This window comes from Paenibacillus sp. IHB B 3415 (assembly GCF_000802655.2).
In the GTDB taxonomy this organism is placed as follows: domain Bacteria; phylum Bacillota; class Bacilli; order Paenibacillales; family Paenibacillaceae; genus Paenibacillus_AQ; species Paenibacillus_AQ phytohabitans.
This window is the reverse complement of the sequence record NZ_JUEI01000020.1, coordinates 113,708-130,504: the sequence shown is the minus strand read 5'-3', so window position 1 is coordinate 130,504 and position 16,797 is coordinate 113,708. Positions and strand designations below refer to the sequence as shown.

Here is a 16,797-nt window from a genome sequence, read left to right as displayed (position 1 = left end):
AAATTTTAAGTATCGAAGAGACCTTCAAAGCGGAAGGTCTATTTTTCACGACATAAAAACTTACTTAAGGAGGACACCATGCATCGCGTAAACCTGAATCAGGAACGTTTCAACCAGCAGGTCATAGATAATGCCTCCTTTGGAATCGCACTTGTTGGATCAGAAGGTGTGATATTGACGGTTAACCCCGCCATGGAACGGATCTTTGGCTATTCCAAGGCTGAGCTTGACGGAATGAAGCTGCAAGAGCTTTTCAATCCCGATGATGAATTCGGAAATATATATGATCTCAGGGAGCTCATGGGTGACCGGACGGATATACAGCTTGAAACGCGGTTTCTTTCAAAAAAAAGGGATCAGATGTGGGGAATGCTCACTCTCAAGTTTTTCAGCGGAGAGGCGGATCATCCATCGTATTACATTTGTCAAATCGTTGACATCACTAAGCAAAAGGAATCCGAGCAGCGCCTTCAGGAGTCTGTAGAGCGGTACACATCGCTAAAAAAATACAACCATGACTCCGTCATTTCCTTTGGCCTGGACGGCCGGATTATTAACGCCAACAGTATGGCTGAAAAAATAACCGGCTACTCCATCGAGTCTGATCTGATCGGGATGGAACTGGCCCTTCTGATTGGGCAGGAGAGTGTCCAGAACATTCTGGACAGATCTCTATATGATGAATCGGTTGATCAGCATATCAACACGCTTTACACCAAAAATGGAGAAGTCGTAGAAGTGCTTACCAGCATCGCACCGATTTACGTGAATAATCAAAATATCGGATTCTACCTTATATGCAAAGACATTTCCGAGCAGAGACAGCTGCTGCTTGCCAAGGAAGCCGCCGAATCCACAAACAGGGCGAAAAGCGAGTTTCTGGCTATGATGAGCCATGAAATCCGTACTCCGATGAACGGGGTTGTAGGCATGACGGATATCCTGCTCGACACCACGGAGCTTACCGGAGAGCAGCAGAGCTATGTGGAAATTATCCGTAAAAGCGGAGAAACTCTGCTCAATATTATCAATGACATCCTTGATTTGTCCAAAATCGAGGCAGGCCGGACTGAACTGCAGGAGCATACATTTGATCTGCGCAAATGCCTCAAGGACAGCTTTGCTGTTATTTCCATGAGTGCTGCCCAAAAGAACCTTGAACTCTCCAGCACCATAAATCATGATGTTCCCGACCATATATACGGCGACAGCGAACGTTTAAAGCAGGTACTTCTGAACCTGCTCGGCAATGCTGTGAAATTCACGCAGAGCGGCAGTATATCGGTAAAAGTAAAGCTTGTCCTGGAAGCTCCGTTCATGTTGGCCTTCACGGTGACAGATACAGGCATTGGAATTAATCCCTCCCGGCTTAACGAGATCTTTGAGCCCTTCGCGCAGATTGACAGTTTTATGTCACGCCAACATGAAGGCACCGGCCTTGGCCTTGCTATCAGCCGCAGAATTATCGGCATGATGGGCGGCGAGATCTATGCAGAGAGTGACGGCAAAAGAGGCTCCTCCTTCACCTTCACTATCAAGCCCAAGAAAGCTGAAGGCATTTACAGCCAAGAGACTCCCATGAACAAACTCCCTGCCTCACGCGAAGTGAGCATCCTCCTTGCCGAAGACAATTATATTAACCAGCTGGTGATGACCAAGACACTTGAAAAAATAGGTCACAGGATTACTACCGTAACAAACGGGATAGATGCAGTTGAAGCAGCCTGCAAAGAGCCGTTTGATCTCATATTAATGGATCTGCATATGCCGATTATGAACGGCTTCGAGGCGGTAAAGAGGATCAGAGAGGAGCTTAAGGAGAAGAGTCCGCCTATCATCGCGGTTACAGCCAATGCGCTGAAGGGGGACCGGGAAAAGTGCCTGGCTGCAGGGATGGACGAGTATGTCAGTAAGCCTGTAAAGCGTGAAGTCATTCTGAAGCTTATAAACCAGTTTGTGCAAAAATAGGATATGGATGCGCAGACCTTCACAGAATATACCGGAGGTCTGCTAATGCGTCTAGTATATGATTAGAAATCTGGATAATATCCTGCACACCCAAACATAATAAAGATGATTTATTATGAAAGGGGTGCTCACAATGTCAAAAGAACGGCTACGGATTGCTGCACTAGGCGGTGTTCACGAGATAGGAAAAAATATGTATTTCCTGCAGTATGGGGATGATATCGTGGCTATTGATTGCGGGTCCAAATTTCCTGACGAGAGCCTGCTTGGGATCGACTTAATTATTCCGGATGTCTCTTTTTTATTAGAAAATATCGATAAGGTACGGGCACTGGTTGTAACTCACGGACATGAGGACCACATCGGAGGCATCCCTTACCTGCTGAAACAATTAAACATTCCCCTCTACGCCTCCCGCCTGACCCTTGGATTAATCGAGAATAAACTCAAAGAACACGGGCTTCTCCGTCAAGCCAGTCTAAACTGCATCAATTCGGACTCCATCCTCACGTTCGGCCAAATCACCACTAGCTTCTTTAATACCAATCACAGTATTCCGGACTGCCTGGGTATTGTCTTTGATACTCCCGAAGGAACTGTTGTCCACACGGGCGATTTCAAGTTCGATATGACCCCGGTCAACAAGCAATATCCGGATATACATAAAATGGCGGACATTGGCAAAAAAGGTGTCCGGTTTCTGCTCTCGGAGAGCACGAATGCTGAACGCCCCGGATTTACTCCATCCGAGCAGCTGGTGGGCGCCCATTTGGAAGAGGCCTTCAAGAAAGCAGAGCGCAGAATCTTTGTCTCCACCTTCGCCTCCAATGTACACAGGCTGCAGCAAATCGTTGATGCCGCTATCCTCACGGGGCGGAAGCTTGCCTTGCTTGGACGGAGTATGGTGAACGTTGTTGCTGTGTCGAGGGAGCTGGGTTACTTGACCATTCCTGAGGGAATGCTGGTCGAACCTGCGGAGGCTGCCAAGCTGCCGCCGCATGAAATAGCTGTCCTGTGTACGGGAAGTCAAGGCGAGCCTATGGCGGCATTATCCCGCTTGGCGAATTCAAGCAACCGGCAGATGGAAATCGGTGCCGGAGATACCGTACTCCTTGCAGCCAATCCGATTCCGGGCAATGAACGCAATGTATCCAGGATTGTAGACAATCTGTATCTCCTCGGCGCACGGGTGATTTATGGATCGCGCAGCGAGCTTCACGTGTCCGGCCACGGCAGCCAGGAGGAATTAAAGCTGATGCTGACCTTAATGAAGCCGGAGTACTTCATTCCGATTCATGGTGAATACCGGATGCTGCATCACCACCGCTTATTGGCCGAAGCTGTCGGGGTACAGGGGGATCATATCTTCCTGCTCAAAAATGGCGAGCTGGTGGAGTCGGCAGAAGGGGTTGTCCGCCAATCAGGAAGGGTGACTGCCGGGCAGATTTTTGTGGATGGCCTTGGAATTGGCGACATTGGCAATGTAGTCTTGCGGGACCGGCGCCAATTGTCTGCTGACGGGGTACTGATCACGGTTATTACCCTTAGTCAATCGGATGGACGGCTGTTGAACGAGCCGGATACGATTTCGCGGGGATTCATTTATGTCCGCAATTCAGACAATCTGATGGATGAGATCAATCAGTTGGTCAAGGCAACTCTTCAGAAGATGAGCGAGGCTGACTTAGGTCAGTGGAATATTATTAAGCAGACCCTAAAGGTCACATTAAGCAAATTTCTTTATGAGAAGACGAAACGCCGTCCCATGATTCTCCCCATCATAATTGAAGTGTAAACGGAATTTCAAAGGGGTAATATTTCTGTAATTTTTGCAGATTATTGGGAATGCTAACCCTGTTTCTATTTCAACGATAAAGGAGCTTACTTATGACAGGAATTCTAGGCGGCAATCCCAAAGAAGAGCCAATGCATTATGGAGAGATCTTCAGTGTGTGGTCAGCTTCAATGGTAGCCAAAGGCGCATTATCTTGTTACCGGGCTTACATGTATCATGCCGGTGACCATGATCTCAAAAAAATATTAGGCGCTCTAATCGATCAGGCAGAGCTGGAAATCAGCGAGTGTGATGCACTGCTGGCAGAGCAGGGTATTGCATCCGCACCAGTAATGCCTAACCGCCCTGAAGCGAAGCTGGAGGATATCCCTGTGGGAGCAAGATTCACAGATCCGGAGATTTCCGCCAAGCTTGCTGCAGATACTGCTACCGGACTGGTAGCCTGCAGCCAGGTAATGGGACAATCTATCCGGGAGGATATCGGCGCATTATTCGCTAAATATCACCTGACCAAAGCAGCCCTCGGTATGAAAATACTCCATTTGAGCAAGAAGAACGGCTGGCTGATTCCTCCACCGCTTCAGGTGAAAAGACCAGAGACGGTTAAGGCATAGCTGAAATTCCGCAGAAGGAAACATACCTGAGAAGGAGGTTTTTGATCTGTATTTCTATAAAGAAGGTTTAATTAACGATATCGTAGTCGATAAGCCCGATCCGGCCGCGGCCAAAGTATTGCAGGAAATTCTGGGTGGCCATTACGGAGAAATGCGTACCATGATGCAGTATTTCTTCCAGAGCAGTAATTTCCGCGGCAAAGAGACCCAGTTCCGTGATTTAATGCGGGGTGTATTCCTGGAGGAGATCGCCCACGTTGATCTGGTACAGCATACCATTAACCAGCTGTTAAACGGTTCCGGTGAAGATCAGGTCGGAAATGCAGGCGGCCATGGCGCCCCTCTGGAAGTAGCTGCGAAACACGCGAATCCCCATCATTATATTATGGGTGCACAAGCCTCATTGCCTGTGGATGCGATGGGTAATCCGTGGCTCGGAAATTATGTCTATAGCCATGGCAATTTGGTCAGTGACCTCTTGGACAATGTTGTACTTGAATCGACAGGTGTGCTACAGAAGACTCGGATTTACGAGATGAGCTCCAACAAAACCTTCCGTGAAACACTGGGCTTCCTCATTGTGCGCGACAATGCCCATCAGAATGCATTCGCTAAAGCGCTGGAGACCCTTGGGGTAAATTGGGGAAATGTATTTCCTGTCCCGAATTATGATATTAACAAATATCCGGAATGCCGCAAATTCGTAGATATGGGCTACCATAACGTACAGTTTAATTTCAGTTTGGACCCTACAAGAATTGCAGAAATATTCCAGGGTGCTTCTCCTAGCCGCAATAAAGGGAACCTTGAGGTTGTTCCTCCTCCTCCTGGCTTCCCTGTACCCGAAATGCCCGTTATGCCGAATGAACACAGTCCGGGATTACAGGATATGCATAACTGATTTTACAATTTTAAGGCCTGCGATTCCGCAGGCCTTTCATTTTGGTTGTCCTACAAACTCCTTTATCAGAATAAACTAACTGTATAAAGGGGGAGGACAATATTAACATTTTCGTAGGTTATATCTTTCTGGGGTTATCCCTTTCGGCGCCGATCGGTCCCATTAACGCAGCACAGCTGGACAAGGGGCTCCGCGGAGGATTTCTGCATGCCTGGGCGGTTGGCCTTGGTGCAGTCAGCGCCGATATTATTTACATGCTGCTTGTCTATTTCGGCATGATTCATTTGCTGGATGCTCCGTTTGTCAAAGCTTTCCTGTGGCTGTTCGGATTCTTTGTCCTTGTCTACACAGGGGTGGAGAGCATCAAGAGTTCGGGTGAAATTTCGGTAGCAGAAATGAGAGGGAGCGAAGCCTCCCTGTTCAAATCCTTTCTATCCGGGTTCCTGATGTCACTGTTCAATCCCCTCTCCATTCTGTTCTGGCTAGGCATTTACGGATCAATACTGGCCGAGGCGGCAAGCCAGTACCCGATGCACCAGCTGTTACTGTACAGCGGAGCCATCGTGCTGGGGATACTGCTCTGGGATGTCACCATGGCAGCCGCCTCCAGCATTTTCCGCAAATTCCTGACCGTCCGGGTGCTAAAAGCGATCTCTGTATGCTCCGGTCTGTCACTGGTCGGATTTGGTTTCTATTTTGGTGTACAGGCTGTTAAGCTGCTCTTTCTTTGAAGCTTGCTTTACTAGGCCCATCCTGCGTCCCTATCTCCCTCAATTTCTTTTTCGTATCAACATGGTGATGAGTATTACCGCAGGAAGGGCAATTTGGAAAATAGGAAACACCCTGATTACTGCATAATGAAGACCTACCCATATAAAATCTGTATAGGTCCGTGATGAAAAAGAGAGGGCAAATATAGCAATAGTCAGAGGGATCAGCCATATTTTATATCTGATTTTAGTTAGTCTTTGCATCCCAATGGCAGAGCCTATAAAAAAAATGTTCATTTTCACTCCTAAACCAATAAATAAAATGAGTGTAAAAAGCGCGTCCGCCCGCTCGAAAATTTGCACTGCACGTATCATTTGAACAACGGTGAGCAGCGGATAGGTAGTGAGACCCGCCACTTCAGGATTCATAACCAGAATGACCATTTGATTCAGTATGATCAATGCTATTGCTATAATGATGTATGAGGTTACGATAAACTTAGAAAGATTCTTATTACCTTTTGGCGCATATTTAAAGAACACCAGAAAAAGGACGGTCTGTCCAAATGGAAAAGAAATAAGCTCCGGAATTGCGGCATCCCAAACGGGCTTAACACCATTTTCCAGGATAGGAAACATATATTCAAGATGAAATAGTCCACTCATCGGGATGAAAATCAGTATTAAGAAATAGCCGACCGTTAGAATATATAAAAAAATGACGCAAAGTCGAAAAAACACCTTAGGTCCGTAGCTGGAGACAAAGGCAACCACGCTTATCGCAAGCAGTGAAATAATAGGCATGGGGGTTTGATTGAGAAGTGTCATGGTACACAGCTCACCGAGATCACGTAAATTGCGGGAAGATTCATACGTGAAGTAACCGACAAAAGAGAACGCCACGATCCACCCCGGCGTTTTACCCAAATAATGTAAGCATATCTCAAACAGGTCACGTTCCGGATCCAAGCGATACATCCAAAGATAGGCCTGTAACAGGATAAAACCAGCTGCTGCCGCAATAATCATGGCTAACCAGGCATCCTGCTTTGAATCTGCACCCAATAAAAACAAAGGAGTACTCCCCAGTTCAAACAGAGCAAGGGTAACAGCTATTTCGGATACGCGGGCATCTTTGTTCATAAACAGATCTCCTTTAACACTAGGAGGCATTAAATGATTTTTGAATTAGCCCCGGGCGTTTGATGATCACACTGACTTCTATTTTTACTTCCATTTTTTTGAACTCATTCTCCCAGTCATCCTTAACCTCTTTCCACTCCTTGGGGTATTTCCGGTGAATAATTTCAGCAAAACCTGTGGTATCGGCACCCAAGCGTTGCAGTGCATCCCATGAAGCGTTAATGTCATTCTTGATATGTTCTTCAATATTCTTTTGGAGGCCTGAAATGACCTCCGGTTTCGATAAATCTTCATTACAGACGGATTCCATTAAAATCCCGTTGGCTTTTATCTTTACATGCATGGTGTAATGATCATCCGATTTTATGGGCTTCAATTTTGTTTTCGATGAAATAACAGTGATGGAGTTTTGATTTTTTTCATTATCGGAACAAGGAAAAGATATCTCAGCACCTTTGATTTTATCGGTTAACCAGGAGAGCCCTAGACTTTCTTGCCGGTTGAGCCACCCGACTAACTTATCCTTTTGAAAGATCGCTAACTGGGAAAGGGTCATTTTTAAAGGCTGTGACGTTTTCTTGAGTACATCAAGAGACTCTAATTCTTCTTTATTTTCGATGGTATCTTCACCGAAGAGTGTAACCACAGGTACTCCGATACTCTTGGAATCTGAATGCAGATGTAAGGCAAAATCATAAATAGAGGTCTTTGGAAAGATGGAAACCAACTCGGTTTCTTTATCTAGAATCTCACCGTAGCTTGCTCCAGGCAATTTTTCCGGGGGCACCAGCTTTCTCAGAAATTCGTTTGCTCTGCCATCTGTCACCAGGATATAAACGGTTTCCCGGGCTTCTGTGCTCCGAAGATAGGTATCTATAAGTTGGCCGATTCCTTCCGCTGCCGCTTCTTTGCCGATCAACACGACCTTATTGTGTGCAATATAGAGACGGCGGGAGGTTTCCAAGTTGCTTAAATTCCTTGCTTTATTAAAGGTATCCGCCCTCACAGAGAATACATGAATGGCTGGTTGTCCAGCACCTCCTGAAACTCCTCCTGTACCCGAAGCCATAGTTGAAGGAACGATCGTCTGATACGAGATGAGCCACTTTCCATCGCTGAGATCTACACCTGTAGCAGTTGTGATTCGTAGTTCATTCAATTCCGTCCGATTCCAGCAGCCCGGTAAAATCAGTGCACTAAAAACAAACATCATACTGATTAAAGCTTTACGCATAAGTTCACCTTCCTACGAAAGAGGGTCCCGTTTATGATCTTTCGCCCTTTGGGCGAAGCTTTTCTGCTTATCAGACACTCTCTTTGGGTTCATGTCACCAATCATCACCGGACGCGTTTTTATCTTCCACCACGGCGCACGGATAAACAAATCTTTTAGATTAGATTTATTAAATGGTGAAAGTGGCATCAGATATGGGATTCCAAACGATTCAAGGGAGACCAAATGAGCCAAAATGGGTACTAGACCTATAAGGATCCCGTATAAACCAAAGGTTCCTGCAAGAAACATCAAGAAAAAACGCAGAAGGCGAACGGTTGCTGCCATATTGATTGCGGGAAGAACAAAGTTAGCAATGGCAGTAAATGAAACGACGATAACCATAGCGGCTGATACTAGACCGGCTTGAACAGCAGCTTGACCAAGAACGAGAGCGCCAACGATGGAGATAGCAGGCCCTATAGCACGGGGCATGCGTACGCCTGCCTCACGAATGATTTCAAAGGTCAATTCCATAATTAAAGCTTCCATGAGTGCCGGCAGCGGAGTACTTTCGCGTTGGGCAGCGAGCGTTATCAGTAAGGTAGTCGGAAGCATTTCCTGTTGAAACGTTGTGGTTGCAATGAAAAGAGAAGGAAGAAGCAAGGCGATGAAAAAAGAGGCCAGCCGAACCATTCTAAGAAAAGAGGAGATATCAAATCTCTGGTAATAATCTTCACTGGAAACCAAGAATCTAAAAAAAGTAACAGGGGCCAATAAAACAAAGGGAGTGCCATCTACTACAACTGCTACCAATCCTTCCAGTAATCCGCCTGCTACTGTATCTGGACGTTCAGTATTAATCATAGTGGGAAAGGGAGAGAGAATTCCATCCTGTATAAATTCCTCAATGTAACCACTTTCCAGTATACTATCGGTTTCTATAGAATTTAGGCGTGAAGATATTTCTTTAACCACTTCCGGATTTGCAATGCCATCTATATAAATTAACGACACTTTTGTTTGAGTGTACCGACCGATGACTTGAGATTTAACGCATAGGTCCGGAGATTTTATTTTGCGGCGGACAAGAGCAATATTGGTTGTAATATCTTCTGTAAAACCTTCTTTGGGTCCCCGGATAACCGTCTGTGAAGTAGGTTCTTCTACCGCACGTCTTGATCCGCCGTTTACTGTTGCAACAAACGCTTCATTAATTCCGTGGATAATAACAACCGCACGACCATTAAGGATAGACTTCATCAGATCATCTTCTGTGTAAACAGAGGAACTGCTCAGTGCAGACAGTTGAGCTTTAATCCAATCAGTTTCCATTGAACTGTATATCTTCTCTTCCCAGGATACCTGATTCATATCCCATATTAATTTTGTAACCAGCTGATGATCAACAAGCCCGTCCATATAACAGATAGCCACCCGATATGCTCCATCTTTTGTTGCTGACAGCTTATGTAAAATGAAGTCAGAGCTGTTTTTGAGACGCTCGTCTAAGAATGCAAGCGTCGTGTTAAGTTCATCACTCAATTTATTAAAATTCAAATTCGAATATGAATCCGTGTTTTGTTTTTTATAAAGATTTTTTGTGCTAGTGAATAAAAGCTTCTTAATAAATTTATGCAAGTTTATCCCCCTTTCTGAAATAGATTACATTTAATGTGCGTTCAATTTCACTTTTTATTCATCTCAACTTTATGTAGCAAATTTTCCAGGTTTCAGCAGTCTTGCGAAGGAGAGCAGCATAAAGGACCAGTTATACAAAATCATCAGTCCCGCAGCAGTAGGGATGTATTCATTACTTTAAATCAAAAAAACCTTGATTTCTCAAGGTTTCCAGCCTGTCGGCAATGCCTCCCAGCCTTCTTCATGTTCAATTATTATAACGACAACTCTAGACTGCCATCCGGCACTGGTAACCCGAATACCGGCAGCCCGTCTTCTCCCCATGCCAAAGGCTGGACACGGGTATGACGGTTAGGGTCATTCAAGGGATCTCCCTCTATTTCCTTATAATTTCTGGCGTGATAGACAAGCAGGTCCTGCGTTCCATCAGCTGTTACCGTAAAGCTGTTATGTCCGGGACCGTACTGGCCGTTCGCTTCGCTGGTCGTAAAGACCGGGACCGGGGATTTCGTCCATGAGCCGGAGTCCAGCAGGTTGCTGTCTTCCGGCGCGGTAATCAGGCCCATGCAGTAATGGTGATCGGTCGCGCTGGCCGAATAGGTCAGGAGAATTCTTCCGTTCTTTTTCATAACAGCAGGCCCTTCATTAACACGGTAACCAATCGTTTCCCAGTCATATTCCGGCCGGGTCAGCAGGATCTGCTCCCCTTCCAGCGTCCAGGGACTTGCCATCTTGGAAATAAACAGGCTGGAGTTCCCCTGAATCGAAGGGTCCTCCTGCGCCCACACCAGATACTGCGATCCCGCATGCTCAAAGGTAGTGGCATCCAGCGAGAACGTATCCCATGCGGTATAGATTCTCCCCTTCTCCTCCCAGCTTCCTTCCAGCGGATTGTCGGAATCATTCTCCAGCACGTATAGACGCTGCGCAAACGGTGCATCATCACTGCCGGCGGAGAAATAGATGTACCACTTCCCGCTGATGTAATGAATTTCCGGCGCCCATACATAACCGCTCATAATACCGGTGGTATGCTTCGTCCAGATGACGACAGGCTCGCTGGCTGTAAGTCCGCCGATCGTCCGGGCTCTCCGCAGCTCAATCCGGTCATATTCGGGAACCGAAGCGGTGAAGTAATAATAGCCGTCACTATGCCGGTAAATGCAGGGATCTGCCCGCTGCAGGACAACCGGGTTTGTGATCATTTCATTCATTATGTAGCTATGTCCGTCCCCGAAGGCCGACAGCAGCAGGCTGCGTTCTCCGGCAGTAACCGGAAGGACTCCGCCGTGGCGTTTGGTGTTTACACCAAGGTCGAACTCCCCGTCTGCAAGCACGCGGAAATCGCCGCTGCTCAGGTCAGACGTTAACAGGGGAAGATATCCCTTCCCTTCCGCATAACGGTCCACAATCAGGCACCATTCCCCGCGGCCGTTCAGCTTATAAATCTCCGGGCCTTCCACGCCCATAATGGCCTCCAGAACCGGCGCATCCACAAAGCTGAAGGCGTCTTTATCCAGCGACGCACCTTGCTCCACCCGGATATTCTTGGTCGTCTCATCCTTCGAGAAGCGGTAGTACATCCCGTCAGCCGCGATAATTGTCGTATCAATGATATGATTGTCGCGCTCAATGTATTTCTCTGCTGCCGTAAATTCCCGGAAATCCTTCGTGCGCGCACTGTATATTTTATGCTTCCGTTCACTCTCATGCGGCTCCTGAGTGGCCGACGCCCAGAATACCAGGAATTCATCCGCAGCCTCATCATAAATCGCCTCAGGAGCCCAGACACATCCGGCGCCTTCCACACCGACCGTGACTGCCCACGGCTGTGACCAGTTCACCAAATCTGCAGATTCCCAGACGATAATATCGCGGCTGCCGGCCTCCACTGCTGCACCCCAGCCCTTGCCGCTGGCAATGCGCAAGTCGGTAGCAATCAGATAGAATTTGCTTTCCTTCGGCGAACGGACGATAAAGGGATCTCTGGCTCCCTTTTCCCCGAGATCCGAGCGCAGAACAGGCAGACCCGCGTTCAGATCCTTATAGTGCAGGCCGTCCTCACTGTAGGAGAAATAGACCTGTTCGCCATCCGGCTGCTCCCCGATGAAATGAACTAAGAGATAACCGGTGTATGCGGGTATAGATTGAGACAAGCTAAGCCCTCCTTTAGGGAATTATTATACCGAACAAATCTTCCAGCCCGGCTACAGGCCATTTAGTTAATATTAATATTAATCTATTCACTATTATATTAATATTATAGTTAGTGAACGTAGATAGAGTCAATGCTGTTTCTGTTGAAATTCACCTGAGGAAAAAAGCCGCTGAACGGATTCAGCGGCTTCATTACCTTTTACATTCCTGTTTTCAGTTGCCTGTAACCTGTCTGTATGCATTGTAAAGTGGTATAGCATGGCTGATACCCTATATCCGAAGCCTTATGGTTTAGAGAATAATAGTTTTTTTTGGAGCTAGTGATCGAGTCATGCGAAGGGTCACTCTGAATTTCATAGTTCAGTCCATGTGTTTCCGACGGTTTTATGGATCACGTTCAATAACAGCTCATCCTCTGAATGTCCGAATTCAGCATTCATAATCGTTCACCCCGCTCATGAGCCGCCTGCTGGTGTCCAGTGTCCGGCAGATCATGGCTTGCTTCTGCGCCAAGGCTTCGATGATTCTGGCAACTGCCTGCTGTAAGGTGCCTTTCATATCGGGTGTTGAAGAGTACTTTGTCACTTCTCAGCACAGATCATGAACATCGGCGTTGACCGGTTCAGGACCTGCTGTTTCTCGTCCAGTACTTTGGCGTTCAGATTCTCTTCAGCATAGATAGCAGAGTACCCTTCTTCCTTGAGAGTCCGTATATCCCATTCTGGACGCCACTCTCTGGTCAGGGGCAAGACAAGGCTCAGACGGTCAGTTTCCTCTATGTCCTTATGATGAGGGAGCTCACCAAAACCCTTATCCACATAGGCTTGCTGATCCTCTGCGTGCTTCCGCTTCATCTCTTCGTCCCAAAGATGACGATTCCAGTTGGCATCAAAGACCAGCAGCCGTCCTCCCGGCTTAAGGACTCTTTTCCACTCTTTGTAGGCTGACTGCGGATGGGTGAGGCTCCAGGTGACATTGCGGCACACGATCAGATCGAAGCTCTCCGCAGCAAAGTCAAGCTTGTGCGAATCCATCTTGCGGAAAGTAACCGTCACACCCTCCCGGCTGGTGTGGGCCCGCGCTTCTTCCAGCATATTGTCGGTGCAATCGACCGCAGTAACCAGATGCCCGGCACTTGAGAGAATCACCGAGAAGAAGCCGGGACCGCAGCCTATATCAAGAACATGCAATCTTTCCTTCTGTGGTGCATGGGCGAGGATAAGCTTCAACCATGCCTCCCGCTGGAATCCGTTAAGCTCCTTTTGAATGCCTTCACTATACAGCCCCGCTTCGCCTTCCCAATACATTTCCACCTCTTGTTGTATACTCATCTATCATTCACTCCTTCTTGGCAAGTATCATGAACCGGTTTGCATTCTGATAGCCGTATTTCAAATAATTCAGTGGCATCGCACGGCCAGGGATAAAGTTCCGCTGAACATCAATGCTGCGGAACCCGGCCTGTCTCAGCGCGGCTTCATCAGCTTCAGGCCGCAGTACATTAACAAAGGGCAGCCCGCTTAGCAGCTCCTTATCTCGACTGCTCCGCTGGCGGATTCTTTGCTCTGTGAGCAGGATCAGTGTCCAGGACAAAGCATACCAAAGTCTGCGGAATACAGTCTTGCTCTCTTTATACAAATAGTTGCCGTCAAAAATAATCAGGGTCCCGCCCGGTTTCAGCACCCGGTACCATTCGGCATAAGCCCGCTGCGGATCAGGCAGCGTCCATACCACATCCCTGCAGACCACTGCATCGAAGCTATCGTCTAGCTCCATATCCAAGCTGGCAGCATCACCGACATAAGCCGGAACCTGGTATCCATAACTTGTGAAATTCCGTGTAGCTCTTTCAATCATTCCCGGAGAAGCATCCAAGGCTGTTGGCAGATGACCCATCTGTGATAAGAGGATGGAGAAAAATCCGGGTCCGGTTCCTACATCCAGCACCTTTTGCCCGGGTTTTGTCCCCAGCCCTTTCATAAGCAGCTGCTTCCAGAGCGTGATGGTCTTTTTGCTGCGGAATTGTGTCTGTATGACTTTGTCATAACTCTCCGAGCTTGAAGTCCAGTATTTCGAGATCTCTTTCAGCATCATTCTTCACCTATGTCCAGCTGGTTCCAGAAGATTGGCGTAAAGGTGGTGTACCCCGGCCGGAATCCGGTCACTCTATTATTTACTGCCATTATATCATCAGGGAAATATATAGCTGCAAACATAGCCTCCTGATACATTTTGGAGAAAATAGAATCATATGCGCTCTGACGTTCCTGAAGGCCGGTTGCTCCTACTGCAGTGTCAATTTGTGATTCCAGTGCAGCATCAGACCATACCACAGCAGGTGCTTCAGCTGTTGCATGGAACAGGGACAACAGGAACGCATGCGGATTATAGGCATCATCATAAGTCCGGTACATGATCAGATCATAGGCTTTGCTTGTCCACAACGCATCGTAGTAGGCATTCGGCTCAAGCACCTGAAGATTGACGGCAATGCCAATCTCCCTTAGCTCAGACTGAATCAGCTCACTGATGGATTTCCATTCCGGATATTCAGCCTGCTGCAGCACGAAATTGAGCTCAAGCGGTGTTCCGTCCTTCTCGGCAATCCCGTCTCCGTCCGTATCCGTGTAGCCGGCAGCTGCCAGCAGCTGCTCCGCTTCCTGCGGATCGAAGCCGTACCAGGTATTATTGGACTCCGTTACATAAGGGACTGTCAGCGGGAACAAGCCTTGGGCTTCACTGCCGGTGCCGTCCATAAGATCTTCCACTATGCTTTTTTTATTGATTGCCAGATTGATCGCTTTGCGCACACTCAGATCCTGAAGAGCGGGCGTATTGTAGTTAAAGATCATGAAATGAGAGTTTGTTCCTGGTGCTTTTTGCAGACTTAATGAGGTAGCCGCTTCGATTACCGGCACGCTTTCGACCGGGATTTTACCCAATTGGCCTCCGGCAATGTCAACATCCCCGCTTTGCAGCGCCAGTACTCTGGACTGCGGGTCAGGGACGACCTTCAGAATAATTTTGGAGAGCTTCGGCATTTCTCCCCAATAATTCGGATTCCGGACAAGTACGGCTTCCTGATCTGTTGTGTAGCTCTCTGCCATCCAGGCGCCAGTTCCGATCGCCTGGATGAATGTACCCGTAATATCCCCGGCAGGCTCCACAGCAGAAGGGCTGATCATCCGTACCGGTCTGGCAAAGGATAACTCCGTTAAGAACGGATAATAGGCTTTGTCGAATGTCATTGTAATCGTATGTTCGTCCACAACGTCAAGGGACTTCATTGCCGTTGCCACATTTAATGAGTTGGCCGGATCATTGATCCAGCGTTCGAAGGAGAATTTAACCGCAGCGGCATTAAACGCCGTACCGTCAGAGAATTTGACGTCTTGGCGGAGATGGAACGTATATACTTTGCCGTCTTCAGAAATATCCCAAGACTCCGCAAGCGCTGGCAGAATTTCGCCCTTTTCACCATACTCCACTAATCCGTCATAGATCATCGCGTGCACATTCATCGGACCATCATAGGCCCCGGCATCTAAGCGGTCTATACCGGCATCAGACGATATGGCAACAGTGACAACCTTCTCCCGGGCAGCAGAAGCCTGTGCGGCTTCATTATTGGCAGTCGGATGGGCTTCAGCTGTAGACGGGCTGTTATTACTGTTGCTACAACCGGATATCAGCATAATTATTACAAGAAGCAGGAAGAATAATGATTGGGATAATAGGCTTGTTGTCTTAGGATTCGTTCTCATTCCTGGTACACCCTTTCTTTACTTAACATCATAGGAATGGCTGGTTTGCCACTCTGTCCACGTTCTCTTCTTCCTTAAGCGGGGGTCCTGCACAGGTACCGAAGAGAGTAATGTTCTTGTATACGGGTGGTCTGCTTGACGCAACATTTGTGCGCCCGATTGCTTCTCCACAATTGCCCCTTGATGCATCACAGCCACACTGTCGCAGAACCGGTTTACAACTGACAAGTCATGCGTAATGAATACATAGGATAATCCCAGCTCGTGCTTCAACGCCAGCAGCAGATCCATCATTTGCTTCCGCAAGGTGACATCAAGACTCGAGAACGGTTCGTCACAGATTATCAGCTCCGGCCGCAGCGCAATCGCCCGCGCAATTCCCACTCTCTGCTGCTGTCCGCCGCTGAGTTCATGCGGATAACGGTGAATATGCTGCCGTTCAAGTCCCACCAGCTCAAGTGTGTCTGCTACCGTGGCCCTGCGGGCTCCGGCCTTACGCTCTCCGTAATTCCGAAGAGGCTCCCCGATAATCTGCTCCACTGTAAACAATGGATTAAATGAAGCCAGACTGTTCTGAAATACCATCTGCATCTTCCTGCGGATCATGCGCATCCCGCTGAAGCTCCAGTCCGTATAATCCTCGTTCTTGTATAGAACCCTTCCGGAGGACGGTTTCTCCAGTCCCAGCAGGAGTCTGGCCAAAGTGCTCTTACCGCAGCCGCTTTCTCCTACTAGTCCAAGGGTCTCGCCGCTCTCTAGACGGAGGGACAAGTTGTTGACGGCATGGACACTCCTGGCATTACGTGTGAACCACCCCCTTTCCGTCCCGTATCTTTTATTCAGGCTTACCGCCTCCAACAGCTTCAAGTTCACCACATCCAATTCATCAAT

General features: G+C 47.8%; 14 protein-coding genes and 1 pseudogene. 5 read left to right on the top strand and 10 right to left on the bottom strand.

Annotated features, from left to right (window positions below; genetic code table 11):
• Nucleotides 1-78 precede the first annotated feature (78 nt).
• From QW71_RS11415 to QW71_RS11395, 5 genes are all read left to right on the top strand, one after another.
• A complete protein-coding gene (locus QW71_RS11415; protein WP_039297562.1) occupies nucleotides 79-1,968 on the top strand; it encodes a PAS domain S-box protein in 1,890 nt (629 codons plus the stop codon).
• A 133-nt stretch (nucleotides 1,969-2,101) separates the two neighbouring features.
• Nucleotides 2,102-3,763 carry a ribonuclease J gene (locus QW71_RS11410; protein ID WP_235441448.1) on the top strand — a complete coding sequence of 554 codons (1,662 nt, stop codon included), beginning with the start codon at nucleotides 2,102-2,104 and terminating at the stop codon, nucleotides 3,761-3,763.
• A gap of 92 nt (nucleotides 3,764-3,855) precedes the next feature.
• A complete protein-coding gene (locus tag QW71_RS11405) occupies nucleotides 3,856-4,377 on the top strand; it encodes a DUF3231 family protein (protein WP_039297557.1) in 522 nt (173 codons plus the stop codon).
• Nucleotides 4,378-4,423: 46 nt separating this feature from the next.
• Nucleotides 4,424-5,278 (top strand): manganese catalase family protein, encoded by an 855-nt coding sequence (locus QW71_RS11400; protein ID WP_039297556.1) that lies wholly within the window; start codon nucleotides 4,424-4,426, stop codon nucleotides 5,276-5,278.
• 101 nt (nucleotides 5,279-5,379) lie between these two features.
• Nucleotides 5,380-6,009 (top strand): LysE family transporter, encoded by a 630-nt coding sequence (locus QW71_RS11395; protein ID WP_039297554.1) that lies wholly within the window; start codon nucleotides 5,380-5,382, stop codon nucleotides 6,007-6,009.
• Between the two features lie 39 nt (nucleotides 6,010-6,048).
• Here QW71_RS11395 and QW71_RS11390 read toward each other — a convergent pair whose 3' ends face one another.
• The 10 genes and pseudogenes from QW71_RS11390 to QW71_RS11350 form a co-directional block, all read right to left on the bottom strand.
• On the bottom strand, nucleotides 6,049-7,131 hold the full coding sequence (locus tag QW71_RS11390) for a GerAB/ArcD/ProY family transporter (protein WP_039297552.1): 1,083 nt from the start codon (nucleotides 7,129-7,131) through the stop codon (nucleotides 6,049-6,051).
• A gap of 19 nt (nucleotides 7,132-7,150) precedes the next feature.
• Nucleotides 7,151-8,365 (bottom strand): Ger(x)C family spore germination protein, encoded by a 1,215-nt coding sequence (locus QW71_RS11385; protein WP_039297551.1) that lies wholly within the window; start codon nucleotides 8,363-8,365, stop codon nucleotides 7,151-7,153.
• A 12-nt stretch (nucleotides 8,366-8,377) separates the two neighbouring features.
• On the bottom strand, nucleotides 8,378-9,985 hold the full coding sequence (locus tag QW71_RS11380) for a spore germination protein (RefSeq protein ID WP_063776445.1): 1,608 nt from the start codon (nucleotides 9,983-9,985) through the stop codon (nucleotides 8,378-8,380).
• Nucleotides 9,986-10,239: 254 nt separating this feature from the next.
• Nucleotides 10,240-11,199 (bottom strand): family 43 glycosylhydrolase, encoded by a 960-nt coding sequence (locus tag QW71_RS41295; RefSeq protein ID WP_039297652.1) that lies wholly within the window; start codon nucleotides 11,197-11,199, stop codon nucleotides 10,240-10,242.
• Nucleotides 11,200-11,472: 273 nt separating this feature from the next.
• Nucleotides 11,473-12,141 (bottom strand): annotated as a pseudogene (locus tag QW71_RS41290) (glycoside hydrolase family 43 protein); the annotation flags it as partial.
• 430 nt (nucleotides 12,142-12,571) lie between these two features.
• On the bottom strand, nucleotides 12,572-12,727 hold the full coding sequence (locus QW71_RS40435; protein WP_160311795.1) for a hypothetical protein: 156 nt from the start codon (nucleotides 12,725-12,727) through the stop codon (nucleotides 12,572-12,574).
• Nucleotides 12,724-13,473 carry a class I SAM-dependent methyltransferase gene (locus tag QW71_RS11365; RefSeq protein ID WP_039297549.1) on the bottom strand — a complete coding sequence of 250 codons (750 nt, stop codon included), beginning with the start codon at nucleotides 13,471-13,473 and terminating at the stop codon, nucleotides 12,724-12,726. The genes QW71_RS40435 and QW71_RS11365 overlap by 4 nt, the downstream gene beginning before the upstream one ends.
• Before the next feature lie 7 nt (nucleotides 13,474-13,480).
• Nucleotides 13,481-14,236, bottom strand: coding sequence for a class I SAM-dependent methyltransferase (locus QW71_RS11360; RefSeq protein ID WP_235441447.1), 756 nt, complete (start codon nucleotides 14,234-14,236; stop codon nucleotides 13,481-13,483).
• A complete protein-coding gene (locus tag QW71_RS11355) occupies nucleotides 14,233-15,906 on the bottom strand; it encodes a nickel ABC transporter substrate-binding protein (RefSeq protein WP_039297544.1) in 1,674 nt (557 codons plus the stop codon). Before QW71_RS11355 ends, QW71_RS11360 begins: the two co-directional genes overlap by 4 nt.
• Nucleotides 15,907-15,924: 18 nt before the next feature.
• On the bottom strand, nucleotides 15,925-16,773 hold the full coding sequence (locus QW71_RS11350) for an ATP-binding cassette domain-containing protein (protein WP_039297542.1): 849 nt from the start codon (nucleotides 16,771-16,773) through the stop codon (nucleotides 15,925-15,927).
• Nucleotides 16,774-16,797 lie beyond the last annotated feature (24 nt).

Coding starts and splice junctions, on each gene's coding strand:
- QW71_RS11390 (WP_039297552.1), bottom strand. CDS start 7,131: ATGAACAAAGATGCCCGCGTATCCGAAATAGCTGTTACCCTTGCTCTG.
- QW71_RS11355 (WP_039297544.1), bottom strand. CDS start 15,906: ATGAGAACGAATCCTAAGACAACAAGCCTATTATCCCAATCATTATTC.
- QW71_RS11410 (WP_235441448.1), top strand. CDS start 2,102: ATGTCAAAAGAACGGCTACGGATTGCTGCACTAGGCGGTGTTCACGAG.
- QW71_RS41295 (WP_039297652.1), bottom strand. CDS start 11,199: ATGAATGAAATGATCACAAACCCGGTTGTCCTGCAGCGGGCAGATCCC.
- QW71_RS11360 (WP_235441447.1), bottom strand. CDS start 14,236: ATGATGCTGAAAGAGATCTCGAAATACTGGACTTCAAGCTCGGAGAGT.
- QW71_RS11415 (WP_039297562.1), top strand. CDS start 79: ATGCATCGCGTAAACCTGAATCAGGAACGTTTCAACCAGCAGGTCATA.
- QW71_RS11365 (WP_039297549.1), bottom strand. CDS start 13,473: ATGAGTATACAACAAGAGGTGGAAATGTATTGGGAAGGCGAAGCGGGG.
- QW71_RS11405 (WP_039297557.1), top strand. CDS start 3,856: ATGACAGGAATTCTAGGCGGCAATCCCAAAGAAGAGCCAATGCATTAT.
- QW71_RS11385 (WP_039297551.1), bottom strand. CDS start 8,365: ATGCGTAAAGCTTTAATCAGTATGATGTTTGTTTTTAGTGCACTGATT.